Below are 23,331 nucleotides of genomic sequence, written 5' to 3'. Positions count from 1 at the left end.
AGGAGATGGACATGTTCCTCAAGAAGATCAAATCCGAAGGCCTGGCACACCTGTCCTGGATCTTCGGCGACGGCAACGAGGCCTTCGTCGTCGACCCGCGCCGCGACTGCCAGGTCTATGTCGACATCGCCGCAAGCCAGGGCGTGCACATCACCCGCATCTTCGAGACCCACCGCAACGAGGACTATGTCATCGGCTCCCTGGAGCTGTCGCGCCTGACCGGCGCCCGCATCCACCATGGCGCCGCGTTGGATTTCGGCTATGGCGACAGTGTCACGGAAGGCGACACTTTCGAATGCGGTGCACTCAGGCTCGAGATCCTCGAAACCCCCGGCCACACCCCGGAGAGCATCTCGCTGGTGTTGCGCGACAGCAACCAGGGCGACACCCCGGTCGGCGTGTTCACCGGCGACGCCCTCTTCATCGGCGATGTCGGTCGCACCGATCTCGTGTCGGGTCGGGAGCGCGAGATGGCCGAGGCACTCTACGACACGTTGTTCAACAAGCTGCTGCCGCTGGGCGACCAGACCCTGATCTACCCCGCCCACGGCGCCGGCTCGGTTTGCGGAGAGAACATGGCTTCGCGCGAGTTCTCCACGCTGGGCCACGAGCGTGCGCACAGCCCGATGCTGCAGGTGCAGGACCGCGAGCGCTTCGTCCGCAAGAAAATGGAGGAGCACCACTACCAGCCCAGGTACTTCAAGAAGATGGAGGAGTACAACCTCGAGGGCCCACCGCTGCTCGGGCCGCTTCCCGTGCCTCGCCCACTCAGTGCCGGCGAGGTGGCGAAGCGCACGGAGTCCGGCGCCCTGCTGCTCGACCTTCGCAGCCCCGAGGCGTTCGCGTCCTCGTTCATTCCCGGCAGCCTGTCGATTCCACTGGACCTGCTGCCCGCCTATGGCGGCTACCTGCTCGAGTACGGAAGGGAACTTGTCCTGCTTACCGACACACAGACCGAGCTCGACCTCGCCGTGCGACATCTCATCCGGATGGGGTTCGAATCGATCGCCGGCTACGCCAAGGGCGGCTTGACCGCTTGGCAAAGCAGCGGTCGCGACTACGGCAGTGTCGATGCCATCGACGCAGGCGCACTCAACGCAAGGCTGGAGCAAGGCGAGGAATTCACATTGCTGGACGTTCGCAAGATCACTGAATTCAGGAAAGTGCGGCTCAAGGGCGCCCGGCACGTTTTCCTCGGCCATCTGCCCGATGAGATCGGCCAACTGGACCGCAACATGCCCGTGGTCACCTTCTGCGGCAGCGGCCAGCGCGCGATCGTGGCCGCATCGATCCTCAAGGCACACGGCTTCGAGGACGTCGCCAATGCCTTCGGCTCGATGGCTGCGTGCGAGGCGCTGGACTGCTCGATGCTGGACCGCTCGGAGGCGTGATCAGCGCCGGTCCCCTTCCCCTCGTCCTCTTCATCGTCCTGGCCGCAGCGGCCATTGCCGTTGCCGTCGGCGCGCGCCTTGCACGCGGCCTCGTGCCCCGCCCGTGGTCGGAGGTGGCATCGCACGTCACCGACGCGCTGCTGGTGGGCCTGGTGGCGGCACGCGTGGGCTTCGTGCTGCTGTGGTGGCAGTCCTACCTCGAGGCTCCCTGGTCGATCCTGAGAATAGGCGACGGCGGTTTCATTCCCTGGGTCGGCATCGTGGCCGGCCTGGCGCTCGCCTTTTGGCGCCTGCGCGCCAAGCCGGTTCTGCGCAAGCCGGTGCTGATCGGCTTCATGGCTGGAATCGCGGCGTGGGCGCTCCTGGCGGGCACGGTACTGATGCTGCAGCGATCAATGGTCCAGATGCCCGAGGCCGAGCTGTCCCTCCTGGACCACACCCCCGTTCAACTGCACGAATACACCGGGCGACCGATGGTGGTGAACCTCTGGGCCACCTGGTGCCCCCCGTGCCGCCGCGAGATGCCGGTGCTGGCCGCCGCCCAACATCGATTCCCAGGGGTGAACTTCGTGCTGGTCAACCAGGGCGAGTCTCCCATCGAGGTCCTAAACTACCTCGAGCAGTCCGGACTGTCCTTCGAGAACATGCTGCTCGACCCGTATTCGCGGGTCATGCAGGAGGTCGGCGCCCGGGGACTGCCAACGACCCTGTTTTTCCATGCCGATGGCCGCCTTGCCGACACACACATGGGCGAACTGACCGAGGCCGCCCTGGCCCACACGCTGCAGCAGCGCTTCAATGTGAAAGCACGAACATCCTCAGCGGCATCCACACCGCCATCGCCACCATGATCAGGTTCTCGGTCAGCGACACGAATCCCAGCGGCACCTGGCTGTCGCCGCCCACGCAGGCGCACTTGAGCTCGCGCTTGTCGATGTAGACCGCCTTGAACACCGAAACCGCGCCTACGCTTCCGATGAACAGCGCAAGCGGTGCCGCCACCCAGATCAGCACGCCTGCAAGCATCAGCAGCCCTGCGGCGGTTTCCGCGTAGGGATAGAAGTAGCCATAGGGCACGTAGCGCCTGGCCAGCAGGTCGTAGTTGAGGAACATCGTGCTGAAGGACTCGACGTCCTTGAGCTTCTGGAGCCCGAGCAGCGTCATCGCGATCGCGACGAAGAACTCCACGCTGCGAATCGTGAGGACCGTGCCGAACGCCACCCAGCTCACGCACAGCCCGAGCAGCGCGGCGACGACGAACAGGGCCACGACCGGGCGGTAGGTGGTGTCGCCCTCCTCGACCACCTCCAGGCCGAAATGCTTGCGCAGCGCGTCATAGCCCCCGACGCGCTCCGACTGGATGAAGACCTGCGGCGTGGTCTCCACGTCATGCTCGCGCTTGAACGCCTCGGTTTGCTCGCGCGAGGTGAGGTGGTGGTCGTCCACCTGGTAGCCCTTGCGCCTGAGCAGGTCCACGGCCTTGAGCCCATAGGGGCATACGTGGCCGGGCATCACCATCCGATGCACGCTCGCCTGCCTGGCGCCCTCGCCCTGCTGTCGACCCATCACAACGTCTCCCTGCGGTGCCCCCCGACTCTACCTGCTTCCGTGCGCTGTTTCCGGCCTTGGCCCTACTCAAGGAACGGCGAGCGCATGGGCGAGACGTGGGCCAGGTCGCTGGACTGCTCGATGATCTGGACGTGTGCCGACAGCCGGGCGACGAAGTCGGGGTCCATCGGGAAGCGGTCCTGTTCCAGCACCCGCCGGTAGGCGGCGACCGCAGCCTCGCGCTCTCCCAGCCGGAGCCGTGCGTTTCCGAGCTCGAAAGCGGCGAAGTAGGCGTGGGGATTGAGCGCCAGCACCTGGTCCAGGCGCCGGGCGACCAGACCCCAGTCGTCGCCGCCCTGCTGGTAGATGTACTCCCACACCCGCGCGCTCATCGACCCCGCCCACATGCGTGGGTGGTTCAGGCGTCCCTGCCACACCCCGACATGCCCGAACCTCTGCACCAGCTCGAGGTTGGCGAAGATCTCGGCGGGGTCCCAGTCCGAACGCGGCTCGGGCTCGGTATAGGGCATGGGGAAGACGAACCAGCCTTCCCACTCGCCAAAGGCGTGTTCATCGTGGATCGAGTCAACCAGCTTGCGTTCGCCGGGCAGGTAGTGGCGCGTGGCCGGCTCACCGACCCGGTAGAACAGGTACAGCGGCTGGCCCGAACCGACCACCACCTCGTCGTGGAAGCGTGCGACTTCGCGGATGCGCTGCCCAAGGTCCACGCTCTCGTTGCGGAAGTTCCGCCACGCGTCCACATGGCCGCCCGCCAGGGTGTTGTGGAACTCGTAAAGCCGTGGCTCGCCCAGCGTCGTGGCCACCGCCAGCGCCCATGCGCCAACCGCCAGGGCCATGCCGGGCACCCGTGCGCGCCCGTCCGCGCGCCACAGCATCGACAGTCCGACGGCGGCCAGCAGCAGCATCGCCATCAGCACCGGCAATGCGTGGCGGATACCGGCGTAGGTGCCCTTGGACAACAGCAACGCAAGCGCGTAGCCGGCAGCCATGACCAGCACCATCGCCAATGCGCTGCGCGCGCGCGAGGAAACCGGCAACCGCACCGCCAGCGCGATACCGCCCACCAGCAGGAGCACCACCAAGGCCAGCGGGAGCTTCGACAGCACCAGGCTGGGCCAGGCATGGGCAGGCGGCCGCCCGGCGTGATCCACGCCCCACAGGCGATGCTCGGCCTGCCCCCGCCCGTCCACGCCGCGCGCACCGTGTCGGCCAAGCCCCACAGGTAGGGCCGCGGCAACGCGCCGGATCGGTCGAGGATGCGGATCCCCTGCGCCATTGCCGGCGACTGGAGGTCGTCGAGCTTCTGCTCGAGCGTCCGGTTGTAGTGGTCGCTGCCGTCGGGACCGGCGGTGAACTGGAATCCATAGGCTGCCCAGACCACCAGGCCGGACACGACCACCACCACCGACAGCTTCACCGCCCGATGGAACGCAGCGTGCCAACCGTTGGCGACCAGGTTGACCAGGACCATGGCCAGCAGCGCCACGCCCAGCGCGGCGATCCCCGGCAGGGCCGAATGCTTGCTGGCCAGCGCGAGCCCGATGGCGATACCGGCGCTACCGCCCAACGCCATTGCCAGCGCCAAACGAACATTCCACAGGCCAACGCGGCCAGCAACAAGGTCAGCGCCACCGGCAGGTCGTCATGACCAGGGGAAGATGGGCCAGCAGCGTCGGCTCCACCAGAACCAGGACCAGCAACACCGCCGCGACGGGAAACCCGAGCGCGCGCCAGCAGACCAGGGCCAGCGCCATCAGCAACAGTGCGTTCAGCGCCATGGCGGCCCGACGGGCGCGCTCCTGCACGGCATCCACGTCCGGGCTGGCGAACACCGTCGCCTCGACCAGCTCCCGCTCCTGGGGTTTGTCCTGCACCACCTGGAGCGGTGGCAGCGGCAGCAGTGCCTCCGGCATCCATGCGCCCACCCACCGTTTCACCAGGGGTGGGTGCTCGGGATTGATCCGATAGTCGCCGGTGCGCGCGTAGCTGGCCCCGGCCACGATGTGCCACGGCTCGTCGATCGTGAAGCCATCCAGGCGCGTGCCGAGTTCCGCCCGCACCAGCGCCAGCGACACCAGAACCAACACAAGGATGCCGCCAGCAAGCCGGGCCCACCATGTCGCGGGCGCACCCGAATCGTCTTTGCGCCTGGCCACACCGGACATGACGCCTCCTGCGTTGCGGGCCCTGCCACTCCTGAAGCAAGCAACGCGCAAAGACCAGGGGGCGGGCCACGCCCGGGTGGGAGGATCAGCCGCCGAGAATCCCCGGGTTGAGGCGCCACAAAGTGAAATTCAGGGCGGTCGCAAACCCGACCCACAGCAGGTAGGGCACCAGCAGTGCCGCCGCCCATCGATGCACGCGCCAGAACAGCACGATGGTCGCCACGATCAGCGCGAGCAGGACCACGATGTTCGCCAGCGACAGGGCGCCCTGCTGCCACGCGAAGAAGGTCCAGCTCCACAACGCATTGAGCGCAAGCTGGGCCAGGAACACCCCCAGCGCCAGCGTGTTCGCCTTGAACCCGCCCTGCCGCCACACCAGCCAGGCGGAAATGGCCATCAGCGTGTACAGCAGCGTCCACACCGGGCCGAACACCGCCGGTGGCGGCGCCCAGCCGGGCTGCTGCAGCTGGCCGTAGAAGCTTGGCGCCTCCATCGAGCCCACGCTGCCGATGGCCGCCGCCAGGAAGCACAACACCAGCCAGCCGGCCAGGCCGGCCACCTGCATCCCCTTGGACATCCGTTCCATAGCCTGTCTCCCCTGGTGTGTGCGTGTCGATGTCACGAGGGCAACAGGCTAGTGCAGGCGCGGTAGGCCTCCGCGTGAAGCCGGCTCAGCGGGCCGCCTGCCCCAACGCGAAATCCATCGCCGCGCATACCGCCGTCACTTGGGCATCGTTGCACTGCTGCGGCGTGGCCCGCGGGCTGTCGGGATAGACCTCGGTCGTCGTGGCGAACCTGGCGTTGGTGAGGCCGGCACACAGGCCCAGGGGCTTGAACGGGTAGAGGATCACGCCTTCGGACACCACCTTGGAACCGATGATCTCGCCCTGGTCGTCGGGCGGCGCGATGTGCGTCACCTTGGCCACCGCCTCGACCACCGCCTTCTGGAACTCGAGCTGCGGATTCTCGCTGTCGCCCACCAGGTAGAAGCCGTCGGGGATCAGGTCGGGCTCGTAGGGCTTGCCGTCGCGCGCGGCCAGGGCCGGACGGAACTCCGACTCGTCGGTATCGGTGGTCTCGTGCAGGTCGATGTGCAGCACGATGCTGTCCCCGAGCGGCGCGACCAGTCGCATCAGTGCCGCGGACTCCCCGGCAGGGCTGTCCTCGCGGAAGGAGCGGTTCGGATCGACCGCGTCGGCGTTCCAGCGGTGGATGCGCTCGTAGGCCCACGGACTCACGCAGGGCGCCACCAGCAGGTTCACGCGCCCGGCGTAGCGTTCGGCCTCGGTCTGCAGGAACTGCAGCGCGCCGTGCACACCGCTGGTTTCGTAGCCATGAACGCCTCCGGTCACCAGCACGGTGGGCAGGTCCTCTCGCCAGTCGCGGCTGCGCACCGCCATCAGCGGGTAACTGTCCTCGCCATAGTCCAGCTGGCCGTACTGCTGCACATCGAAGCGATCGCGAAGGCGCTCGACCACCGACAGCACGTCGGTGGCATAGCTGCGGTGCCGGGTCTGGCGCGAGAGCCAGAGGGCGCGTTCGGCCCCTCCCCAGGGCTGGCCGGGGGTACCGACGGGATAGGTGTTCTCAGACATCACGGACACACGAAATCGAGAGGGCTCACGAGGATACGGTGAACACCCGTGCTTGTGCAGGCCACATGATTGGTGTGCAATCCCCGCTCAGGCGACACGCCGGGAAAGGCCCGCCAAATTCGGCTCCCGCGGGGGCACCAGCAGAAGGATCGGTAGATGGCGAGTCGAAGAGGTGTCTGGGCGGTCACGACGCTGGCATTGATGGGCGGTTCCTTCATCGCCGGCGTGGTGCTGACACCTCACCTTGGCACCCGCGACAGCGCCGCCCCCACGCCACGCGTCGCCATCGGTGACAGCGTACGCGGCGAACTCAGGGCCGGCAGCCCCATCAACCTGAAGGATGGCAGTCGATACCAGCACTTCAGGCTCGACCTGGGTGCCCCCGAAATCCTACTGCTCGAGCTGGAAGCCCCGTTCGCCGGCAGCATCACCGTGCTCGACGAGAACAATGGCCTGCTGGCCCACGAGGCGCCCGACGCAGGCGTGGGCAGTCGACCGCAGGTAGGCTTCCGTGCGCCCGCCGAGGGAAGCTACACCGTGGTCGTCAGCGGCCAGGATCACCGCGGCTTCGGCCCGTTCACGCTGTCCGCCCAACAGGTCGACCTGCAGCAGCCCGACGCGCTGGTGGATGCGGGCGAACTGCGCGGCTGGCACGAGGGCAGCGCGACCACCCATGCGCTGGAGGTGACCGAACGGGCGCGCTATGCGATCGCACTGGCATCGGACAGCTTCGACACCGTGCTGGAAGTGACTGGAAACGGTGTGTCGCGGGAGGACGATGATGGTGGCGATGGCTCCAACTCGCTGGTCGAAACCATCCTGGAACCCGGCACGTACACGCTTCGGGTAAGCGCCTTCGGCGGAGAAAGCGCGAGTGGCCTGTACACGCTGGCGGTGACATCGCAGCCGGCGCCGGACATGACGGGCATGGTCAACCAAGGCCCGCTTCCGCTGGACCGCATGCTCACCGGTTGGCTCGAGCCCCGCGCCCCGAACACCTACACCCTGCAGGTCGACACACGCGGCCCCTACACGTTCGACCTGCGTTCCGACGACTTCGACACCGTCATCGAGATCGAGGGGCAGGAGCTGCTGCTGGAGGACGACGACGGAGGCGAAGGCACCAACTCGCGCCTGCAGGCGGACCTGCCCGCGGGCCGCTACGAGGTGCGGGTGCGCGCATTCGGCTCCGAGGGGCCGGGAACCTATACGTTGGTGGTCCGGCAGGGACGCTGAAGCGAGCACTGCAGCCGCCGTGGCCCGCCCGGGTGGGACAGCTGCCAACAGCCCGTGTCTGTGATTTCGGCGCGGGCTGTTGGCCAGAACGCTATCGGAGGATTTGCTGGCGGATCAGCTCGGTGCCCAGGATCCGTCGCATCTCGCCACGTTCGCCATAGGAACGCTCCGACTGGTCCAGGGATTCCCCCGACACCCTGCGGGACACCGGGTCCATGCGGTCCTGCATGCCATCGAACGCCGCCATATTGGCGTAGGTGACCGTCAGGTAGATGTCGGGATCATCCGGCGAGCGTGGAATGGTGGCGAAGATCTGGTAGTCGAGGATGTTCTCCGCCTCCTTTTGCGCATCCATGACGCGCTTGTACTGGTCTCCCAGGTAACGCATGTAGTTCTCGAACTGCCCGTCGTGCGTCCGGACAGCGGTCACGGCCGTGACGGAACCTTCGGTATAGTTTCGCGAATCCTGTGCAAGCAGCGAGCCTGACGCAAGCAGAAGCACAGCTGCAGCCAACACGATGAATCGTTTCATGGCTTGATCCTTCTGGCGTGGAATACCGAGAGGGTTCCCGGCACTTCAAGCAACGCCAACCCTGCCCTGCAACGGCCATCGCCGGGGCCCATGCGCGATGCCAACCCGAGCCAGGGCAAGTGGCGCCTGCTAGCAGCCCATCGCGATGGGCTGCCACAGCAGCACGAACGCACTGATCAGTCCCACCGCCGCGATGTTCATGCCGATGCCCGCCTTCACCATGTCGTCGATGGTGATGTAGTCCGACGCGAACACCGCTGCATTGGGTGGCGTGGAGATCGGCAGCATGAAGGCGCAGCTGGCGGACAAGGCGATGACCACCATGATCGCGTGCGGATCGGCGCCGATGCCAAGCGCCAGACCGATGCCCACCGGTATCAGCATGTTGGATACCGCGGTATTCGACATGATCTCGGTCATCAACAGCACGATCGTGGCCAGCGACACGATGATCAGCACGTAGGGCAACACCTGCAGGCCAGCCAGAAGGCCGCCGAACCACACCGTGAGTCCCGAGGACTCGAACGCGGCAGCCAGCGACAGCCCGCCCCCGAACAGCAACAGCAGGCCCCAGGGCAGGTTGCGCATGTCCGGCCAGCCCATCAGCCGCCCGCGGCCCTTGCGTGCCGGCAACAGGAACAGGCTGACCGCACCGATCATCGAGATCGACGTGTCCGACAGCCGCAATGGCTCGGGCAGGAAGCCGCTTCCGATCCACAGCGTGCCCACGGTGGCGAACACCGCCAGCACCGCCTTTTCCTCGAACGACATCGGGCCCAGCCGGTGCAGCTGCTCGCGGGCGAACCCCGCCCCGATGTCCTGGCGCGCGCGGACGCGGAACCGGAACTTCGTCATGTACACGTACAACACCGCCAGCATCAGCACCGTCAGAGGTGCCGCGAAGAAGAACCAGTCGGCGAAGGTCACCGTGCGCCCCAGGTTCTGCGCCGACACGGCAGCGAACACCGCATTAGGCACCGACCCGATCAACGTGGCCAGGCCACCGATCGAGGCGGCGTAGGCGATCGACAACAGCAGGCCCTTGGCAAACCGTCCGAGCGACTCGTCGTCGTAGAGCTGCTCGCGCTTGATCTCCTCGATCAGCGCCAGTCCGATCGGCAGCATCATCAGCGCGGTGGCCGCGTTGGAGATCCACATCGACAGGAAGGCGGTGGCCAGGATGATGCCCAGCGTGATGCGGCTGCCGCCCGTGCCCACCATCGTCAGGATCGCCATCGCGATGCGCTTGTGCAGGTCCCACTTCTGGATCGCCAGCGCGATCGTGAAGCCGCCCATGTACATGAATACGATCGGGTTGCCGTAGGCCATCGAGGCGGTGCGCTCGTCCGCACCGCCGGTGATCGGCAACAGGAAGATCGGCATCAACGACGTGGCCGGGATCGGCAGCGCCTCGGTGATCCACCACGTGGCCACCCACAGCGTCACCGCCAGGACCGCGCGTGGCGAATCTTCAAGCCCGGTCAGCGCCGGGATGAAATAGAACAGGGCGAACAACAGCGGGCCGAGCACCAGCCCGACCCGGCCCCGCATCGATACTTCACCTGCCCCCTTTGATTTACGCTCCGCTGCCGACGCCACATGCCCTCCCCGGGCGGGTTCGCAGCGGCAGATGGTAAACCGCGAACGGGGCCTTGTCGGGCCCCGTCCGCTTCGTCCGCAAAAAGATCAGAAGATCAATGCGAGCAGGATCAACACGGGAATGGGAATTCCCAGGAACCAAAGCAGAAGAAATTTCATTTCAGATACCTCCTGTATCGACTAGGCAATCAAAGGTCGTCGCGCTGGCGCCCACCAAAGGTGGCCATCAGGCTGGCGGCAAACGCGCCCATCAGCATCGAGATGAAGAGCCACAGCGCGGTACGGGCCGTGAGGCGACGTGCTTCCTCGACGTCCTGCGCCGTCTGGGGACCCATCGCCCCCACGCCGGTCTGCGGCCGCTGATCCATGCGGGCATGCGGACGCTGGCCGGGCTGTGTGCCCTGCTGCTGCATGCCCTGTCCAGCAGCGCCGGGGCGCTGATCGCCCTGGACGAGCGCTTGACCGGGCATGCCGGTGCCCGCGGTCGCCTGGGCGCCCGCCTGCAGACCCGTGCCGAGCATCCCGCCCACCGCCGTGGTCAGTACGGCAGCCTGGAACAGGAGGGCAACCGCCCAGGACAGGAAGCCATGCGCGGTGTCGCGGAAGTAGGTCTCGTCCCCGTGGACCGACACCCACTTGATGCGCAGCCGTCCGGTCAGATAGCCGCCCATTCCCGAGGCGATGATCGAGGTCAGGCAGATCCAGACGATGACACCCCAACCGAATGTCTCGGCAGAGACGCCTTCAAAGGCCCATGGGGAAACCGTGGAGAGCCCGAAGCCCACACCCAGAAGCACCAGCGCCAGTGACAGCGCGGCAGCCGCAGCCGCACCGGCGAAGATCGCCGACCACGAGACCGCGGATTCGTTGGAAGAGACCTCTGTCGCGGGGTCGGCGACGGTGGCTACTGCAGGGCGGCCTGGGGCGACCGCCGTTTCGCGTACGTGTTCGCCGGGAGTACTCATTCGTCAACCTCCTTGTAGGTTTGATATGGCGACTCCCACCCTACGACCCCTACGACAAAGATCAACATGAACAGCGGCTTGCACGGTCCGCAATCCACCGAGGATTCAGCAAGGTAGCGACGAGGTGAAGACCGGCGGGATCAGTCGGCAGTCGGCTCCGCGGTCGGATCGCTGAGCAGCCTTGCCGCAGGGTCCAAAGTCACCGAAAGGGTTCGCATTTCACCTTCAGGCTCACCCGTGAGCGAGTACTCGCAAGGCGGCGTCTGAACGTCCACTGGCCCACGCGAACCCATGCGATGCATCGTGAAGCACACCGGCACCACGACCGTGGCCGGCATTCCCTCGCCCGCCACCCGCTCAGGGGTGAAGGTCCAGTCCGCCATGGAATCCAGCACGGCGCGCTGCAGCGTGCGGTCCACGCGTGGCGCATGCTCGAAAGGCCGCGCGTCAAGCACCGCACCCTCCCCGTCGATGTCCACGGCCACGACCACGGCACCTTCGATGCCACGGCGAGCCACGCCGGGCGGGTAGCGCGGCGTCGTGGTGGTGAGCGAGGAGGCACCGGTCGCCGCTTCGATCACCGCAACCTCGGCCCGTTCCGGGTCATCCGAGCTGGGGCGCGCCTGCAAACGCACCGATACCGTGGTCTCGGTCTCGGCGGGCTCGCCGTCCACGTTGCCGGGCTGGAACTTCCAGCTACCTACACGGCTTTCGAGGAACGAGGCCACCGACGGCGGGGCACCCTCGCGCGCCTGCGCGCTTTTCACCGAACCGTCGGCCGACACCACCACATCCAGTGAATAGGTACGCTCCACGACGTCGCCAGCCCGGGCCCCGAAGGCCAGGGAACCCAAAGCAAGCAATGCTGCGCACGACAAAAGCTTCATGCCCGTCCTCTCCTTGTGATTGGCCATCTACTCTAGCAGCGGCAGAAGCTCACCCCCGCCAGTTCGCGTGCGTGCTCCAGAAGGCCACGCTCCGCGCATACGCCGCGCGATCCAGCGACACGCCGGAGCCGCCCTCCTCCACGCCGAGTGCATTGCGCAGCATCGTGATCGGTGCCATGGGGATCTCTTCCGGCTCGGCGGTGTAAAGGCAGCCCACCACGCCCCAGTCGGCGTCTATCCTCGTGCCCTCCTTCGCCAGCTGCGCGCGGTCGTAGAGGATCACCACCAGGTAGCCGGCCACCGGCGGGTCCACGCCTTCGAACCAGCGCACCAGCACCGGCAGTTCGTCGGACGAGCGCGCCTCGTAGTCCGAGCGCAGCAGGTGGCGATTCACATCGGTGATCGGCACGGCGATGCAACGCGTCGACGTCCAGTTGCGGTGCACGTGCAGCTTGCAGAATGGCGCGTAACCGTCGAGCACCTTCAGCGGTGGCTCGTCGTTGAGGTGGCGCTCGAAATCTTCCGGCGTGCAGTCCTGGATGGTATTGCGGCGCGGCTCGCGCGGAAACAGACGAGTGCGTGCGAAGTCGGTGAGAACGATGGACATGTGGATCCCGAGTGCTTGAAAGGAGCCTCAGCGGTGCTTTCCAGCGGACCAGCCCCCGGCGCCCAGCCAGCGCTCGCCGGCCTGCTGTGCACCGTCCTCCAGAGTGGTCCCCATGCTGTCGTTCCAGCGGTTCAGATAGCCGAACAGTGACACCACGCCCAGGATCTCCACGATCTCGCCCTCGTCCCAGTGCTCGCGCATCCTGGCGGAAATCGCGTCATCGACGGCGTTCGGCACGGCGGACGCCGCCAGCGCGAACTCGAACGCCGCCTTCTCGGCGTCGCTGTACAGCGCGCTGTCCCGGAAGCTCCAGATCGACTCCAGGCGGGCATCGCTGCCACCGTACCGGTGCGCTGCAAGGACCGTGTGCGCCTGGCAATAGCGACAACCGGTATTGGCCGATGTCAGGTAGCCGACCAGGCGCTTCTGCTCGGCGGTCACACGACCCTCGTTGGCCATGACCGCCTTGTTGAGCTCGATGAACGCCCGCGCGATCGCCGGCCGGCGCTGCATCGTCAGCACGCTGTTGGGGCAGAAGCCGAGCGTTTCGTTGAAGAACTTCGCCAGCTCAGCGACTTCGGCGTCATGGTCGGCGGGCAGTGGCGTGACAAGCGGCATGCGGGTTCCTTCGATTGCGATGACGTAAAACGAATGATGCCACCCTCGGCTGCCGGAACCGGGCGCGGCAGCCTGCCCAGCACCTCGGGCAAGCGGTTGGGCCGGGGACAATTGTCGAAGCGCAACAGCTCGTAGTGCCCGAACGAATAGGGGGTGACATGCAGAAGGTCGCACACGTGGCTTGCCAGTCGCGCCAGCCAGACGGGCACCTTGACGCCCAGGGGCGGGCGGGTCCTTGGCGACATCGCGCGCAGCTGCTCCCCGATGGAGCGCTCCTGCAGCCCGCCAAGCTCGAACTCGCGGGATGGCCCATCCATGCGAGGCCCGACGACCAGCCGCGCCAGGGCCTCGCCCAGGTCGCACACGTCCAGCGCAGCGATGCGCCCCGTGGCGTTCGCGGGCAGCGCATGCACTGGCCAGCCAGCCACCCGGCGGATCCATCGCGCCCCGAAGCCTCCACGCCCGTCCAGCAGGGAAGGCCGGACGATGCACCAGTCGCCCCCGCACGCCCGGATGGCATCCTCGCCATCGCGCTTGGAATGCAGGAAGCGGCTGCGTACCGGCGCGCGCAGACCCAATGCCGAGACGTGCACCAGGCGGATTCCCCCCTCGGCACAGGCCGCCGCCAGCGCCGCGGGCGCAAGATGGTGCACGCGGTCGTAGGTTTCGCGGCCGCGCTGGCGAAGGATGCCGACGCAGTTAACGACCGCGTCGACGCCTTCGAGCACCGCTTCCCAGCTTCGCGGATCAAGGTGGCGCTCCAGGCGCACCCGGCGGAAGGCACACTGCGGCGAGGGCGAGAGGAGCTTGCGGCGCGCCTTGGCCGGATCGCGCGTTCCGACCACCACATCGCATCCCGCTGCCTGCAGCGCGGCCGAGGCGTGCCGCCCGATGAAACCCGACCCGCCAAGCACCAGCACACGCATCGGCCCTGCCGCGTGCCGCTCCTTCTCCGCCACTCCCCCGAGCCTGTCCATGCGCCACCCCGTCCCGTCAGTTATTTCTGTCTTGACAGAAATGTATGACAGGTCTAGCTTGAGCACAAGCCCTTCGGAAAGCCGCACATGGATACGCCCGCAACCGACATCCTCACGCCGATCAGCCGTCGCTTCGTCATGCACTGGGGCGAGATGGGTTCGCGCTGGGGCGTCAACCGAACCGTGGCGCAGATCCACGCCCTGCTGTTCATCACCGGCCAGCCGATGCACGCCGAGCAGATCGCCGAAACGCTGGTGGTGGCGCGCTCCAACGTCAGCAACAGCCTGCGCGAGCTGATGAACCTCAACCTGGTCAAGGTGGTCCACCAACTGGGCGACCGCCGCGACCACTTCTCCACCTCGCAGGACGTATGGGAACTGTTCCGTACCGTGATCCGGGAGCGCAAATCACGCGAGTTCGACCCCACGGTCGGCATGCTCACCGAATGCGTGAACGACCCCGACTTCGCCGCGGAGGACCCCGGCGCCCGCAAGCGGATCAACGAGACGCTGGCGCTGATGAACGCCCTGTCGTCCTGGGGCGAGGAGATGCTGAGGCTGGAGCCGGCGACGCTGATGAAGATCATGAAGCTCGGCAGCCGCATCCAGAAACTGGTCCGGGAGGGGAAGAAGACATGACGAGCAAAGCCAGCTTTCCGCTGCGCATCTATTACGACGCCAGTTGCCCGATGTGCCGTTCCGAGCTGCACGGGCTGAAGTCGCGCGATGAGAACGACGCACTGGAACTGGTGGATTGTTCCGGGCCCGGTTTCGCCGACCCCGACCTCGAGCAGCAGGGCATCTCCGTCGACACGGCCATGGCCCGGATCCAGGCCCGCGACGCCCAGGGCCGGTGGTTCAACGGCGTGGAGGTGTTCGAACTCGCCTACGGCGCCACCGGCCTGAGTCGCACCGCCCAGGTGCTCGGGCATCCTCGCCTGCGTCCGTTGCTCGACCGCCTGTATCCGCTCATCGCCCGGAACCGGAAATGGCTTTCCCGCCTGGGTCTCGCACCGGTGCTGTCGAAGCTGCTGCACCGCAAGCGAGTGAATCCAACGCTCAAGCGCTGAACAAGCCGAATCCCAGCAGGATCTGCACCAGCGTGGCGTTGGCGATGTCGATGAAGAACGCGCCCAGCAGGGGAATGACCAGGTAGGCCTTGGGGCTCGGCCCGAAGCGGCTGGTCAGCGCATTCATGTTGGCGATGCCCACCGGGGTGGCGCCCAGGCCCATGCCGATGAAGCCCGAACTGATGCAGGCCGCATCGTAGGTGCGACCCAGCAGCGGGAAGACCACCCACACAGTGAAGACGGTGATGACCAGTGCCTGCGCCAGCATCACCAGGCTGATCAGACCCAGTGCTCCCTGCAGCGACAGCAGGGGCAGGCTGATCAGGCTCATGCCGAGGAACAGCTGCAGGCTCATGTCGCCCACGAGCTGGATCGGCCGGTGGTCCACCTCCACCTTGGAAAGCTCCAGCGTGTTGGTGATCACGATGCCCAGGAACATCGCGGTCAGGAACGCCGGCAGGCGCAGCCCAAAGCCCGACAGCCAGTCGTACACGGCCGCACCCAGCGCGAAACACAGCGTGATGAGCAGCACCGCGGTCAGCAGGCTGTTGAGCTCGATGAGGTAGGTCACCTTCTTGCCCACGTCGACATGCGGCAGCTCGGGGTCGCGTTCCTCCGACGTCAGGCCATGGCGGCGGATCAGGTAGCCGCCGACCGGCCCACCAATCAACCCGCCGGTGATCAGGCCCGCCGTGGCGAAGGTCATGCCCATCGCGCTGGCGTTCTCCAGGCCGAAGTGCTCCTCGAACATCTGCCCCCAGGTGATCGCCGTGCCATGACCGCCCGCGAGGGAAATGCTGCCACCGATCAGGCCGTACAGCGGGCTTTGCCCCGTCAACATCGCCAGCAGCGTGCCGGTGAGGTTCTGGAACACCAGGAAGACCACGGCCAGCCCCAGCATGATCGCCAGCAGCCGGCCGCCCTCCAGCATCTGCCGCAGCTTGGCGGACAGGCCGATGGTGCTGAAGAACGCGATCAGCAACAGGTCGCGAAGGTGGAGGTCGAAGCGGATCTCCCAGCCGCTGCCCAGCTCGACCAGGGCGACCACCACGCTGATCGGCAAGCCACCCGACACCGCCGGGGGAATGCTGTACTTGTGCAGGAAGTGGATGCGCTGGTTGATGTGATAACCCAGCCACAAAGCGACGATCGCCAACGCGAGCGTGATGGGCGTGTTGACCAGGATTGTGGGCGTGTCCTGCATCGGATCGACAGGCTTTCCGTAGGCAGCGAGGTGCGACGTGGCGCTTGGCGCACCACCCACACTACCGGGCCCCCGTCAGCAGCGGAACCTCAAGGCCCCGTGCCGCCCTCAAGAGTGCGATTCGCGGTAGGCGCCCTGCCTGGTGCGATCCGATCCATGATTGGTGGAACGGTCCAGCACCAGTTCGACGCGCTCGCCGCATTCGAACCCGCCCTCGCCCGCAAAGTCCCAGCGCTCCACCACGGCCTGTCCCGAGTTGGCGACATGTGTCACCAGATTGACCGAGTTCGGCCGGTCAGCACGCACCCGGTGCGACACCGCCGTGCCGCCCTGCACGCACCACGCGGCGCGTCGCAGCTCCGGGTAGCGCTGCGCCAGCGGGCGGATGAAGGGCAGATGGATGTGCCCACCCATCAGGATGTCCGCACCCGCCTCCACCCAGGCGTGGACGGCATCGGCATGGCCGCGCACCAGGTTGTTCTCGTCGCTTCCCGTCGGCACGTCCACCGGTTGATGGGTCACCACGACGCGCAGCTGTCCGGTGCCAGCCCGGGCCAACCGGTCGGAAATTCGTCTGATCTGCGCCTTGGAGATTTCCCCGTGCTTGTGGCGCCACGGCCGCGTGCAGTTCACGCCGATCACCAGCAGGTCGGGCGTGTCGAGCACCGGTTCGAGATCGTTGCCGAACGACTCGCGATAGTGGCGATACGGGGCAACAACGCGGGTGAACACATCGAACAGCGCGATGTCGTGATTGCCCGGCACCGCCAGCTCCACGCCGATGCCGAGGCGGTCGCAGAACGCCCTCGCCGCCAGGAACTGCTCCCGCCGCGCCCGCTGGGTGATGTCGCCCGACAGCATCAACACGTCGGGCCGCTTGTCCTTCGCGAAGGCCACCAGCGCCTCCACCACCTCGTCGACCTGTGTCCCGAAATGCGGATCGGACACCTGCAAGAGCACACTCATTCGACCTCCACGCGATCCTCCGGCAAGGGCAGCATAAGCGGCAGCGGCTCGGGCACCTCGAACACCAGGGGCGTGTCCAGCCACTGGATCTCGCCGTCCAGCGCCACCTTGGCCCGGCGCGCACCGTGCGGACTGACGGAAAGTCGCTTGAAAGCGAAACTCTCGACGTTGTCGGAGTCGCCAAGCTTGCCGAGCGCACCACGCAGCGCCAGCCACAACAGCGCCCAGAACGAGGTCGGCCGCACGACGATGCCCGCCAGCTGCCCGGCGTCCAGCGCGGCGGCCTCGCCGATGCCGATCCGCTCCAGCTGCAGCTGGTTGTTGCCCACGAACAGCGTGGGTGACTTCAGCACGCGGCGCTTCCCGCCCTGCTCGAACTCCAGGCTCAGCTGGCGCACATGGCCGGCCAGCGTGCGCAGCCCGGAATAGATCGCAACCCAGCGATTGCGCCCCAGCTGCTGCTTGGCCTTCTCGCGATCCTGCAGCACCTGCGGGTAAAGCCCCAGGCTGGCATTGACCAGGAACGCGCGGCCGTTGACCCGACCCACGTGCACCGGCTGCACCCGCGCACGCAACAGCGCCCGGGTCGCCTTCTCCAGCTCCTGGGGAATGCCGTTGACCCGCCCGAAGTAGTTGAAGGTGCCCTGTGGCAACACCCCATAGGCCGGCCCGCGGCCGTGCACCGCCTGCGCTACCGCACTCAACGTGCCGTCGCCACCGGCGGCCACCACCACGCCTCCCTGCGCGATCGCCCGCTTCACCGCTTCTTCGGCCGTGCTCGACAGCTGGGAGGGATCGAGGACTTGCAGGAACTCGTGGCGTCGTCCGGCTTCATCGAAGATGCCGCCGATGCAGGCCATGACCTCCTCCGCATCGACGTGGCCGGAGGCGGCATTGATGACGACGAAGAACGGGGCATCCGGTGCGGGCTGGGAAAAGGTCATGGCGCGACGATAGTTCCGCGGCGGTTACCCGGACATAAACGGCCGTCGCAGGCTGGGCTAAGCTTCGCCCATGGCCGACGACCAGCCCGTCCAGCCGGGAAGCCTGGACTCGACACAGTGCCGCAACTGCGGCGCGACCCTGCAGGGCGGGTTCTGCGCCCAGTGCGGGCAGCGCCGTTTGCGCGAGTCCGATCGTCGCCTGGGACACCTGCTGGGGCAGTTCTTCGGGGCGATGACCGATCTGGACAGCCGCTTCTGGCGCAGCATCCGCGCGTTGCTGTTTCGCCCCGGCGTCCTGTCGCGAGACTACATCGCCGGGCGACGGACCCACTGGCTGCCACCGATCACCCTGTTCGTCATCGCCAACGTCCTGTACTTCCTTGCGCCGGCGCTGACCGACTTCACCCTGCCCTTCTACAACCAGGTGCCCGGCGACATCGCCATGGAGTCCTTCGATGACCCCGAACGGATCAGTCCGAGGGCGCGCGAAACCATCGAAAACTTCAGGGGCCAGGTCCACAGCCCCATCACGGCGGACTGGGTGCGCGCCCGGGTGGAGCGTCGCAACGCCGATCGGCTTGAGCGCAGCGGGGGCCGCGTCGGCTACACGATGGTGGACTATGCGCGCGACTACGACGCCCGCTCCGGCGCGATCAGCAAGCTGCTGATCATCCTGCACGTGCCGTTCCTGGCGCTTGCGCTGGCCGCCATGTACCGCAGCCGTCGGCTCTACTTCGCCGAGCACTTCGTCGTCGCCCTGCACCTGTTCACTTTCCTGGTGCTCTTCATCGAACTCACCATCGGCCCGGCCTCGCTGGTCGCCAATGCCCTGGGCGGCAGCTGGTACGTGGCCATGTTCCACGCCTGGCGGCCGATCATGCTGATCGTGGTGCTGGGCTATACCACCCTAGCCATCCGTCGCGTCTACGCCACGCCATGGTGGCGGGCGCTACTTGCCGCCATGGCGTTCCTGCTGGTACTGGGCGTCACCAACTATCTGGTCTACCGCACCGTCCAGTTCATGGTGGTGTACGCCTTCAGCTGAGTTGGAACCTGCCGCCGCGACTGGCACGGGCCGCGGACCCCGCCTCCGGGATCCGCGGGTGCGTTGAACATGAACAGTGAACGCGAGGCGCTCGGATCAGTGACTGCGGTCCTCGGATGCCCGGGAGGTTTTGCCATCGGCTCGATCCCAGGCCGCACGACTGGCCGGCTTGGCATCTTCCCAACCCAGGCGCGAGTTGCCCTTCCGCTTTTCGTAATCCATGCGCATGTCTTCCTCGACATCGTCGAAGTCGCGATCCGCATGACGCGCACGGGCTTCGTAGCCCGTCTGGTAGGCGGGCTCGTAGTCTTCGTAACCGTGGTCTGCCTTGTAATACGGTTCGTTCTTGTAGTTCTCCCGCCAGTGCGCGTTCTCAACGGTCGGGTTGATCTTCTCGCCCACTGCCTTGCCCGCCAGCCCGCCGACAATGGCACCGGCTGCCGCGCCCACCACCGTGCCGACAGGCCCGGCGGCCAACGTGCCGGCGGCAGCACCGGCGGCGATTCCTCCGGCAGCCGCGCCCACGCCCGTGCCGACGGGATGGGCCCCGGGCGCTCCGGTGATCGGATCCCGGTTGGCGTCATGCTTACCGTCGTGGTCGTGCTTCGTGTCGGGCGCGCGCTTCGTGTCCTGGCCACCCGTCCTGTTGTGCCCATCCATTCTGTCGTTCATGTCCCAGCTCCTTGGTCATCGGCCTCCTTGGCCGAAGTCCAGTGTCACGTGAGGGGCATTACGGGGGCGTGCAGCGCACGGGCCATTTCGGTGTAAGCGCACGTCTCCATCGACGCCACTGGGGCTACGTTCAGCGCAAAATGCCCGAACACGCCCCTCCGGCGCATCCTGGTTCGTGACCTGCCTGCCCGGGGCGTCGCGGACATTCGTTTTACCTCGGCGAGCCACCATCCCTCCCGAACCCGCCAACCGGCGGCACGGGATGGACCAATGCGCACTTTCACATGGGTTTTGCTGGGCGGAATGGTGGCCCTGGTGACCAGCCTCGGCCTGTCCGGCTGGATCTGGTACGCCACGCTGGATCTGGAAAAAGAGCCTCGAGCCGACCCCTTGGCGCTTGCCGCCGAACTGCCCTACCTGCAGCTGCAGACTCCCGAGCGCCGCGGCCGCATCCTGGCAGTCGTCACCAGCACCGGGCGATTTCCCGACAACGGGAAACGGGCAGGCTACGAACTGACCGAGCTCTCACGCGCCTACTGGGTGTTCACCGTGAACGGCTACGAGGTCGACGTGGCGAGCCCCATGGGTGGCGCACCGGAGATGGTGGTGGACAGCGATGACGTCACCGATGCCGACTACGCCTTCCTCAACGACCCCGACATCCGCCGGAAACTGGCCACGACGCTTCCCTTGGCCCAGGTGGATCCGGAACGCTACGCCGCGGTGTACTTCGTCGGCGGCAAGGGCACGATGTTCGACTTCCCGCACAACCCCGACATCGCCCGCATCGTTTCCGCCATCGACGCCCGCAACGGTGTTGTCGGCGCCGTGTGCCATGGACCGGCCGCGCTGGTCGGCGTGCTGCGCGAAGACGGCAGCCCTTGGCTCCGGGATCGCCAGGTGACCGGCTTCACGAACGCCGAGGAGCTGTTCCTGATCCCGGAGGCACGCGACCGCTTTCCCTTCCTGCTGCAGGACGAACTCATCGCCCACGGCGCCACCTTCCATGAGGCACCGATGTACCTGGGCCACACCATCGTGGACGGTCGCCTCGTGAGCGGACAGAATCCATGGTCCACTTGGGAGGTCGCCGAGACGATGATCCGTGTGTTGGGTCACGAGCCCCTGCCCCGGGAGGTGACACCGGAGGAAGTGAGTGTCAGCCTGCTGCACGTGTACCGGCGCGAGGGCCTGGGCGCGGCGATCGCGCTCAAGCGCGAAGCGCCTCGTGCGGACAAGCGCCTGCTGCTGATGCACGCGGTGGTGGCAGCGATGCAGTGGGAATTGCGCAGCGCCTGGCAGTTGCAGCGCCTGGCGCGGGTGTGACATCACGAATGGGCGGCGAGGCAATGGGCGCACTGGTGTCGCCGGCACGCATCAACGTGCTGCTGGTCGAAGACGATCTGGACGTAGCCGCCGGCTTCGGCGACTACCTGCAGTCCCATGGACTGTCGGTCGACTTCGCCTACTCCGCGACCCAGGCCCGGGCCCGACTGCGCGAGGAAGCGTTCGACGTGCTGGTGCTGGATGTCAACCTGCCGGGCGAGGACGGCATCAGCCTGTGCCGCGACCTCAAGGCGCGCCAGCAGATCATCCAGCCGGTGCTGTTCCTGACGGCCCGGGGCGCTTTGGACGACAAGCTGAAGGGCTTCGATGCCGGGGCCGTGGACTGGCTGGTGAAGCCGGTGGCGCCGGCCGAGCTGCTGGCGCGCATCCGCGCGATCGCCACCCACGTCGCGGCGGGCCCAAGATCCACCGCCCTGTGCGTGGGCGACTATCGACTCGACGAGTCCGCCGGACTGCTCACCCATGGCGGCAAGCGTTTGCAGCTGCACGTCAGCGGCGTGGCGATCCTGGCCCAGCTGATGCAGGCCCACCCGGCCTGCGTGTCGCGCCAGCAGCTGATCGACCGCCTGTGGGGAGACCTTCCACCGCACAGCGACCCGCTGCGTGCACACGTGTGGCAGCTCAGGCAGGCATTGCTGTCGGCCTTCGGCACCCGGCCGATCGCCACCGAGCGCGGCATCGGCTACCGGTTCGAGGTCGGCGAATGAGGCGCCTGCGCCTGCGAAGTGTGCTGGCGCGGCAATGGATCACGTTTGGCGTGACGCTGTTCGCCGGCTTTGCGGCGATGGCGCTCCTGCTGCTGTTCCTGCTGGAAGACCAGTTCATCGACCGCCGCCTGCGCGACGTGGGTCAAACCGTCGTGGAGGGCGCCGTCCACCTGCCGACCGGCTTCACCCGGTATGGGTCGCAGGATGCCCCGCCGGCGGTCCTGGCCGCGTTCCAGGCCCACCGGCCCGGCGCGATCAGGGAACTGCGGTTGCCCGATGGCCCATACGTCCATGTGCTGGCGGGGCGCGACCAGGGGGGGCGCGACTTCCTGCTGGTCTATGACGTCACTGACCAGCTCTACGTCAACGCCGCGCTGCGCACGGGCTGGCCCTGGCTGTTGGCGATCGCGGCACTGCTGACCCTGGCGGCCTGGGTGCTGGCGCATCGCTTCGTCGGCACGTTGGCGCGCCGCGCGGATGCCCTGGTGCATGCGCTCGGCGAGCCCGGGGACACCACCAGCCTGCGCCAGCTGGCCCGCGACGAGCCGATCGAAGAGTTCGCCCTTCTCGCCCATCGCAGTGCCGACGCGTGGGACGCCCGGCTGACCGCCCTGGAGCGCGAGCGTGAAACCCTCGCCTTCCTGGGCCACGAACTCAGGACACCGCTTCAATCGGCACGCACGAGCCTGGACGCACTGCAGGAGGACCGCCATGACGGCGCCGCGTGGATGCGCCTGCGACGTGCCCACCAGCGCCTTGTCCGTGCCAGCCAGGCCATCCTCTGGCTGGAACGCGACAGCGTGCGCTCCTCGGCCCCTCCGACCCCGGCGGACACGCTGCTGGCGGCACTCGACGAGGAGTTCGCACCACTCGCACACAGCCGCCGGCAGGCCCTGCATGCGAACGCGCCGCCCGGGCTGTGCTGGCCGTGGCCGGCGGAGGTGATCGAAACGATTGCAGCCAACCTGCTGATGAATGCGATCCAGCACGGCGGACCCGGCATCATCGAGGTGAACGCCGATTCCGACGGGCTGTCCGTGGTGAACCCGTACGCCGAGGACTCCCGCACGGCGGGCTTCGGCCTGGGCCTGGAGCTTGTTTCGCGCCTCGTGCAGCGCTTTGGCGGATCGCTCAGCCACAACCATCGCCCTGATGCGGTCGAGGTGCAGGTGAAATTTCGGCGATAATGCGCCCCCGTCGCGCCGTTCCGCCGCGCGACCCATCCCCGGGACCCC

25 protein-coding genes are annotated in these 23,331 nt (G+C 67.0%); 9 read left to right on the top strand and 16 right to left on the bottom strand.

Annotated elements, in window-relative coordinates; translation table 11 throughout:
- Positions 1-11: 11 nt before the first annotated feature.
- Positions 12-1,391: an MBL fold metallo-hydrolase gene (locus FU658_RS05355; protein WP_147891142.1), complete on the top strand. Its 1,380-nt coding sequence runs from the start codon at positions 12-14 to the stop codon at positions 1,389-1,391.
- Complete coding sequence (locus FU658_RS05350; RefSeq protein WP_147891141.1) at positions 1,388-2,242, top strand: TlpA disulfide reductase family protein; 855 nt, start codon at positions 1,388-1,390, stop codon at positions 2,240-2,242. The genes FU658_RS05355 and FU658_RS05350 overlap by 4 nt, the downstream gene beginning before the upstream one ends.
- On the opposite strand, the gene FU658_RS05345 is transcribed toward FU658_RS05350, so the two are convergent.
- The 5 genes from FU658_RS05345 to FU658_RS05325 form a co-directional block, all read right to left on the bottom strand.
- Complete coding sequence (locus FU658_RS05345; RefSeq protein WP_222708359.1) at positions 2,187-2,957, bottom strand: MauE/DoxX family redox-associated membrane protein; 771 nt, start codon at positions 2,955-2,957, stop codon at positions 2,187-2,189. The genes FU658_RS05350 and FU658_RS05345 overlap by 56 nt on opposite strands.
- Positions 2,958-3,022: 65 nt before the next feature.
- Positions 3,023-4,150 (bottom strand): tetratricopeptide repeat protein, encoded by a 1,128-nt coding sequence (locus tag FU658_RS05340; protein ID WP_147891140.1) that lies wholly within the window; start codon positions 4,148-4,150, stop codon positions 3,023-3,025.
- A 432-nt stretch (positions 4,151-4,582) separates the two neighbouring features.
- Positions 4,583-5,125 (bottom strand): hypothetical protein, encoded by a 543-nt coding sequence (locus FU658_RS05335; RefSeq protein WP_147891139.1) that lies wholly within the window; start codon positions 5,123-5,125, stop codon positions 4,583-4,585.
- 85 nt (positions 5,126-5,210) lie between these two features.
- The gene (locus FU658_RS05330; RefSeq protein ID WP_147891138.1) at positions 5,211-5,702 is read right to left on the bottom strand and encodes a TspO/MBR family protein; all 492 of its coding nucleotides are present in this window, start codon (positions 5,700-5,702) and stop codon (positions 5,211-5,213) included.
- A gap of 94 nt (positions 5,703-5,796) precedes the next feature.
- Positions 5,797-6,720 carry a M14 family metallopeptidase gene (locus FU658_RS05325; protein WP_147891137.1) on the bottom strand — a complete coding sequence of 308 codons (924 nt, stop codon included), beginning with the start codon at positions 6,718-6,720 and terminating at the stop codon, positions 5,797-5,799.
- 156 nt (positions 6,721-6,876) lie between these two features.
- Between FU658_RS05325 and FU658_RS05320 the strand changes: the two genes are divergently transcribed.
- Positions 6,877-7,956: a hypothetical protein gene (locus FU658_RS05320; RefSeq protein ID WP_147891136.1), complete on the top strand. Its 1,080-nt coding sequence runs from the start codon at positions 6,877-6,879 to the stop codon at positions 7,954-7,956.
- Positions 7,957-8,047: 91 nt separating this feature from the next.
- Here the strand turns inward: FU658_RS05320 and FU658_RS05315 are convergent, their stop codons facing one another.
- The 7 genes from FU658_RS05315 to FU658_RS05285 all read right to left on the bottom strand — a co-directional run bounded on the left by FU658_RS05315 (position 8,048) and on the right by FU658_RS05285 (position 14,141).
- A complete protein-coding gene (locus tag FU658_RS05315; protein WP_147891135.1) occupies positions 8,048-8,488 on the bottom strand; it encodes a hypothetical protein in 441 nt (146 codons plus the stop codon).
- A 129-nt stretch (positions 8,489-8,617) separates the two neighbouring features.
- Positions 8,618-10,039 carry an SLC13 family permease gene (locus FU658_RS05310; protein WP_147891134.1) on the bottom strand — a complete coding sequence of 474 codons (1,422 nt, stop codon included), beginning with the start codon at positions 10,037-10,039 and terminating at the stop codon, positions 8,618-8,620.
- A gap of 236 nt (positions 10,040-10,275) precedes the next feature.
- Positions 10,276-11,052, bottom strand: coding sequence for a hypothetical protein (locus FU658_RS05305; protein WP_187265938.1), 777 nt, complete (start codon positions 11,050-11,052; stop codon positions 10,276-10,278).
- Between the two features lie 140 nt (positions 11,053-11,192).
- Positions 11,193-11,966 carry a TonB family protein gene (locus FU658_RS05300; protein WP_147891133.1) on the bottom strand — a complete coding sequence of 258 codons (774 nt, stop codon included), beginning with the start codon at positions 11,964-11,966 and terminating at the stop codon, positions 11,193-11,195.
- 22 nt (positions 11,967-11,988) lie between these two features.
- Positions 11,989-12,546: a DUF3228 family protein gene (locus FU658_RS05295; protein WP_147891132.1), complete on the bottom strand. Its 558-nt coding sequence runs from the start codon at positions 12,544-12,546 to the stop codon at positions 11,989-11,991.
- A 27-nt stretch (positions 12,547-12,573) separates the two neighbouring features.
- Positions 12,574-13,164 carry a carboxymuconolactone decarboxylase family protein gene (locus FU658_RS05290; protein ID WP_147891131.1) on the bottom strand — a complete coding sequence of 197 codons (591 nt, stop codon included), beginning with the start codon at positions 13,162-13,164 and terminating at the stop codon, positions 12,574-12,576.
- A complete protein-coding gene (locus FU658_RS05285) occupies positions 13,062-14,141 on the bottom strand; it encodes an NAD(P)H-binding protein (protein ID WP_147891130.1) in 1,080 nt (359 codons plus the stop codon). The genes FU658_RS05290 and FU658_RS05285 overlap by 103 nt, the downstream gene beginning before the upstream one ends.
- A gap of 87 nt (positions 14,142-14,228) precedes the next feature.
- Between FU658_RS05285 and FU658_RS05280 the strand changes: the two genes are divergently transcribed.
- Both FU658_RS05280 and FU658_RS05275 read left to right on the top strand, forming a co-directional pair.
- A complete protein-coding gene (locus FU658_RS05280) occupies positions 14,229-14,780 on the top strand; it encodes a GbsR/MarR family transcriptional regulator (RefSeq protein ID WP_147891129.1) in 552 nt (183 codons plus the stop codon).
- The gene (locus tag FU658_RS05275; protein ID WP_147891128.1) at positions 14,777-15,211 is read left to right on the top strand and encodes a thiol-disulfide oxidoreductase DCC family protein; all 435 of its coding nucleotides are present in this window, start codon (positions 14,777-14,779) and stop codon (positions 15,209-15,211) included. Before FU658_RS05280 ends, FU658_RS05275 begins: the two co-directional genes overlap by 4 nt.
- On the opposite strand, the gene gltS is transcribed toward FU658_RS05275, so the two are convergent.
- From gltS to FU658_RS05260, 3 genes are all read right to left on the bottom strand, one after another.
- Entirely contained in the window at positions 15,201-16,415 is a 1,215-nt protein-coding gene (gltS, locus tag FU658_RS05270) for a sodium/glutamate symporter (protein ID WP_147891127.1), read from the bottom strand. The genes FU658_RS05275 and gltS overlap by 11 nt on opposite strands.
- A gap of 108 nt (positions 16,416-16,523) precedes the next feature.
- On the bottom strand, positions 16,524-17,381 hold the full coding sequence (locus FU658_RS05265) for a metallophosphoesterase family protein (RefSeq protein WP_147891126.1): 858 nt from the start codon (positions 17,379-17,381) through the stop codon (positions 16,524-16,526).
- On the bottom strand, positions 17,378-18,325 hold the full coding sequence (locus tag FU658_RS05260) for a diacylglycerol/lipid kinase family protein (RefSeq protein ID WP_147891125.1): 948 nt from the start codon (positions 18,323-18,325) through the stop codon (positions 17,378-17,380). Before FU658_RS05260 ends, FU658_RS05265 begins: the two co-directional genes overlap by 4 nt.
- A gap of 70 nt (positions 18,326-18,395) precedes the next feature.
- Between FU658_RS05260 and FU658_RS05255 the strand changes: the two genes are divergently transcribed.
- Positions 18,396-19,370 carry a DUF3667 domain-containing protein gene (locus tag FU658_RS05255; RefSeq protein WP_147891124.1) on the top strand — a complete coding sequence of 325 codons (975 nt, stop codon included), beginning with the start codon at positions 18,396-18,398 and terminating at the stop codon, positions 19,368-19,370.
- 96 nt (positions 19,371-19,466) lie between these two features.
- On the opposite strand, the gene FU658_RS05250 is transcribed toward FU658_RS05255, so the two are convergent.
- Positions 19,467-20,042, bottom strand: a complete 576-nt coding sequence (locus tag FU658_RS05250) for a hypothetical protein (protein WP_222708358.1) — start codon at positions 20,040-20,042, stop codon at positions 19,467-19,469.
- A gap of 270 nt (positions 20,043-20,312) precedes the next feature.
- Between FU658_RS05250 and FU658_RS05245 the strand changes: the two genes are divergently transcribed.
- The 3 genes from FU658_RS05245 to FU658_RS05235 are packed head-to-tail and all read left to right on the top strand — an operon-like array spanning position 20,313 to position 23,283.
- A complete protein-coding gene (locus tag FU658_RS05245; protein ID WP_147891123.1) occupies positions 20,313-21,368 on the top strand; it encodes a type 1 glutamine amidotransferase domain-containing protein in 1,056 nt (351 codons plus the stop codon).
- An 8-nt stretch (positions 21,369-21,376) separates the two neighbouring features.
- Positions 21,377-22,096: a response regulator transcription factor gene (locus tag FU658_RS05240; protein ID WP_187265937.1), complete on the top strand. Its 720-nt coding sequence runs from the start codon at positions 21,377-21,379 to the stop codon at positions 22,094-22,096.
- A complete protein-coding gene (locus tag FU658_RS05235) occupies positions 22,093-23,283 on the top strand; it encodes a sensor histidine kinase (RefSeq protein ID WP_147891121.1) in 1,191 nt (396 codons plus the stop codon). The genes FU658_RS05240 and FU658_RS05235 overlap by 4 nt, the downstream gene beginning before the upstream one ends.
- The last annotated feature ends 48 nt before the right edge of the window (positions 23,284-23,331 follow it).

The sequence above is a fragment of the Alkalisalibacterium limincola genome (genome assembly GCF_008017755.1).
Lineage (GTDB): Bacteria > Pseudomonadota > Gammaproteobacteria > Xanthomonadales > Xanthomonadaceae > Alkalisalibacterium > Alkalisalibacterium limincola.
This window is presented reverse-complemented; position numbering and strand designations above follow the sequence as displayed.

Bases quoted from the DNA above. Each gene is read 5' to 3' on its own strand.
- FU658_RS05355 (WP_147891142.1), top strand. From the start codon at position 12: ATGTTCCTCAAGAAGATCAAATCCGAAGGCCTGGCACACCTGTCCTGG.
- FU658_RS05345 (WP_222708359.1), bottom strand. From the start codon at position 2,957: ATGGGTCGACAGCAGGGCGAGGGCGCCAGGCAGGCGAGCGTGCATCGG.
- FU658_RS05335 (WP_147891139.1), bottom strand. From the start codon at position 5,125: ATGTCCGGTGTGGCCAGGCGCAAAGACGATTCGGGTGCGCCCGCGACA.
- FU658_RS05330 (WP_147891138.1), bottom strand. From the start codon at position 5,702: ATGTCCAAGGGGATGCAGGTGGCCGGCCTGGCCGGCTGGCTGGTGTTG.
- FU658_RS05325 (WP_147891137.1), bottom strand. From the start codon at position 6,720: ATGTCTGAGAACACCTATCCCGTCGGTACCCCCGGCCAGCCCTGGGGA.
- FU658_RS05320 (WP_147891136.1), top strand. From the start codon at position 6,877: ATGGCGAGTCGAAGAGGTGTCTGGGCGGTCACGACGCTGGCATTGATG.
- FU658_RS05315 (WP_147891135.1), bottom strand. From the start codon at position 8,488: ATGAAACGATTCATCGTGTTGGCTGCAGCTGTGCTTCTGCTTGCGTCA.
- FU658_RS05310 (WP_147891134.1), bottom strand. From the start codon at position 10,039: ATGCGGGGCCGGGTCGGGCTGGTGCTCGGCCCGCTGTTGTTCGCCCTG.
- FU658_RS05305 (WP_187265938.1), bottom strand. From the start codon at position 11,052: ATGAGTACTCCCGGCGAACACGTACGCGAAACGGCGGTCGCCCCAGGC.
- FU658_RS05300 (WP_147891133.1), bottom strand. From the start codon at position 11,966: ATGGCCAATCACAAGGAGAGGACGGGCATGAAGCTTTTGTCGTGCGCA.
- FU658_RS05295 (WP_147891132.1), bottom strand. From the start codon at position 12,546: ATGTCCATCGTTCTCACCGACTTCGCACGCACTCGTCTGTTTCCGCGC.
- FU658_RS05290 (WP_147891131.1), bottom strand. From the start codon at position 13,164: ATGCCGCTTGTCACGCCACTGCCCGCCGACCATGACGCCGAAGTCGCT.
- FU658_RS05285 (WP_147891130.1), bottom strand. From the start codon at position 14,141: ATGGACAGGCTCGGGGGAGTGGCGGAGAAGGAGCGGCACGCGGCAGGG.
- FU658_RS05280 (WP_147891129.1), top strand. From the start codon at position 14,229: ATGGATACGCCCGCAACCGACATCCTCACGCCGATCAGCCGTCGCTTC.
- FU658_RS05275 (WP_147891128.1), top strand. From the start codon at position 14,777: ATGACGAGCAAAGCCAGCTTTCCGCTGCGCATCTATTACGACGCCAGT.
- gltS (WP_147891127.1), bottom strand. From the start codon at position 16,415: ATGCAGGACACGCCCACAATCCTGGTCAACACGCCCATCACGCTCGCG.
- FU658_RS05265 (WP_147891126.1), bottom strand. From the start codon at position 17,381: ATGAGTGTGCTCTTGCAGGTGTCCGATCCGCATTTCGGGACACAGGTC.
- FU658_RS05260 (WP_147891125.1), bottom strand. From the start codon at position 18,325: ATGACCTTTTCCCAGCCCGCACCGGATGCCCCGTTCTTCGTCGTCATC.
- FU658_RS05255 (WP_147891124.1), top strand. From the start codon at position 18,396: ATGGCCGACGACCAGCCCGTCCAGCCGGGAAGCCTGGACTCGACACAG.
- FU658_RS05250 (WP_222708358.1), bottom strand. From the start codon at position 20,042: ATGAACGACAGAATGGATGGGCACAACAGGACGGGTGGCCAGGACACG.
- FU658_RS05245 (WP_147891123.1), top strand. From the start codon at position 20,313: ATGCGCACTTTCACATGGGTTTTGCTGGGCGGAATGGTGGCCCTGGTG.
- FU658_RS05240 (WP_187265937.1), top strand. From the start codon at position 21,377: ATGGGCGGCGAGGCAATGGGCGCACTGGTGTCGCCGGCACGCATCAAC.
- FU658_RS05235 (WP_147891121.1), top strand. From the start codon at position 22,093: ATGAGGCGCCTGCGCCTGCGAAGTGTGCTGGCGCGGCAATGGATCACG.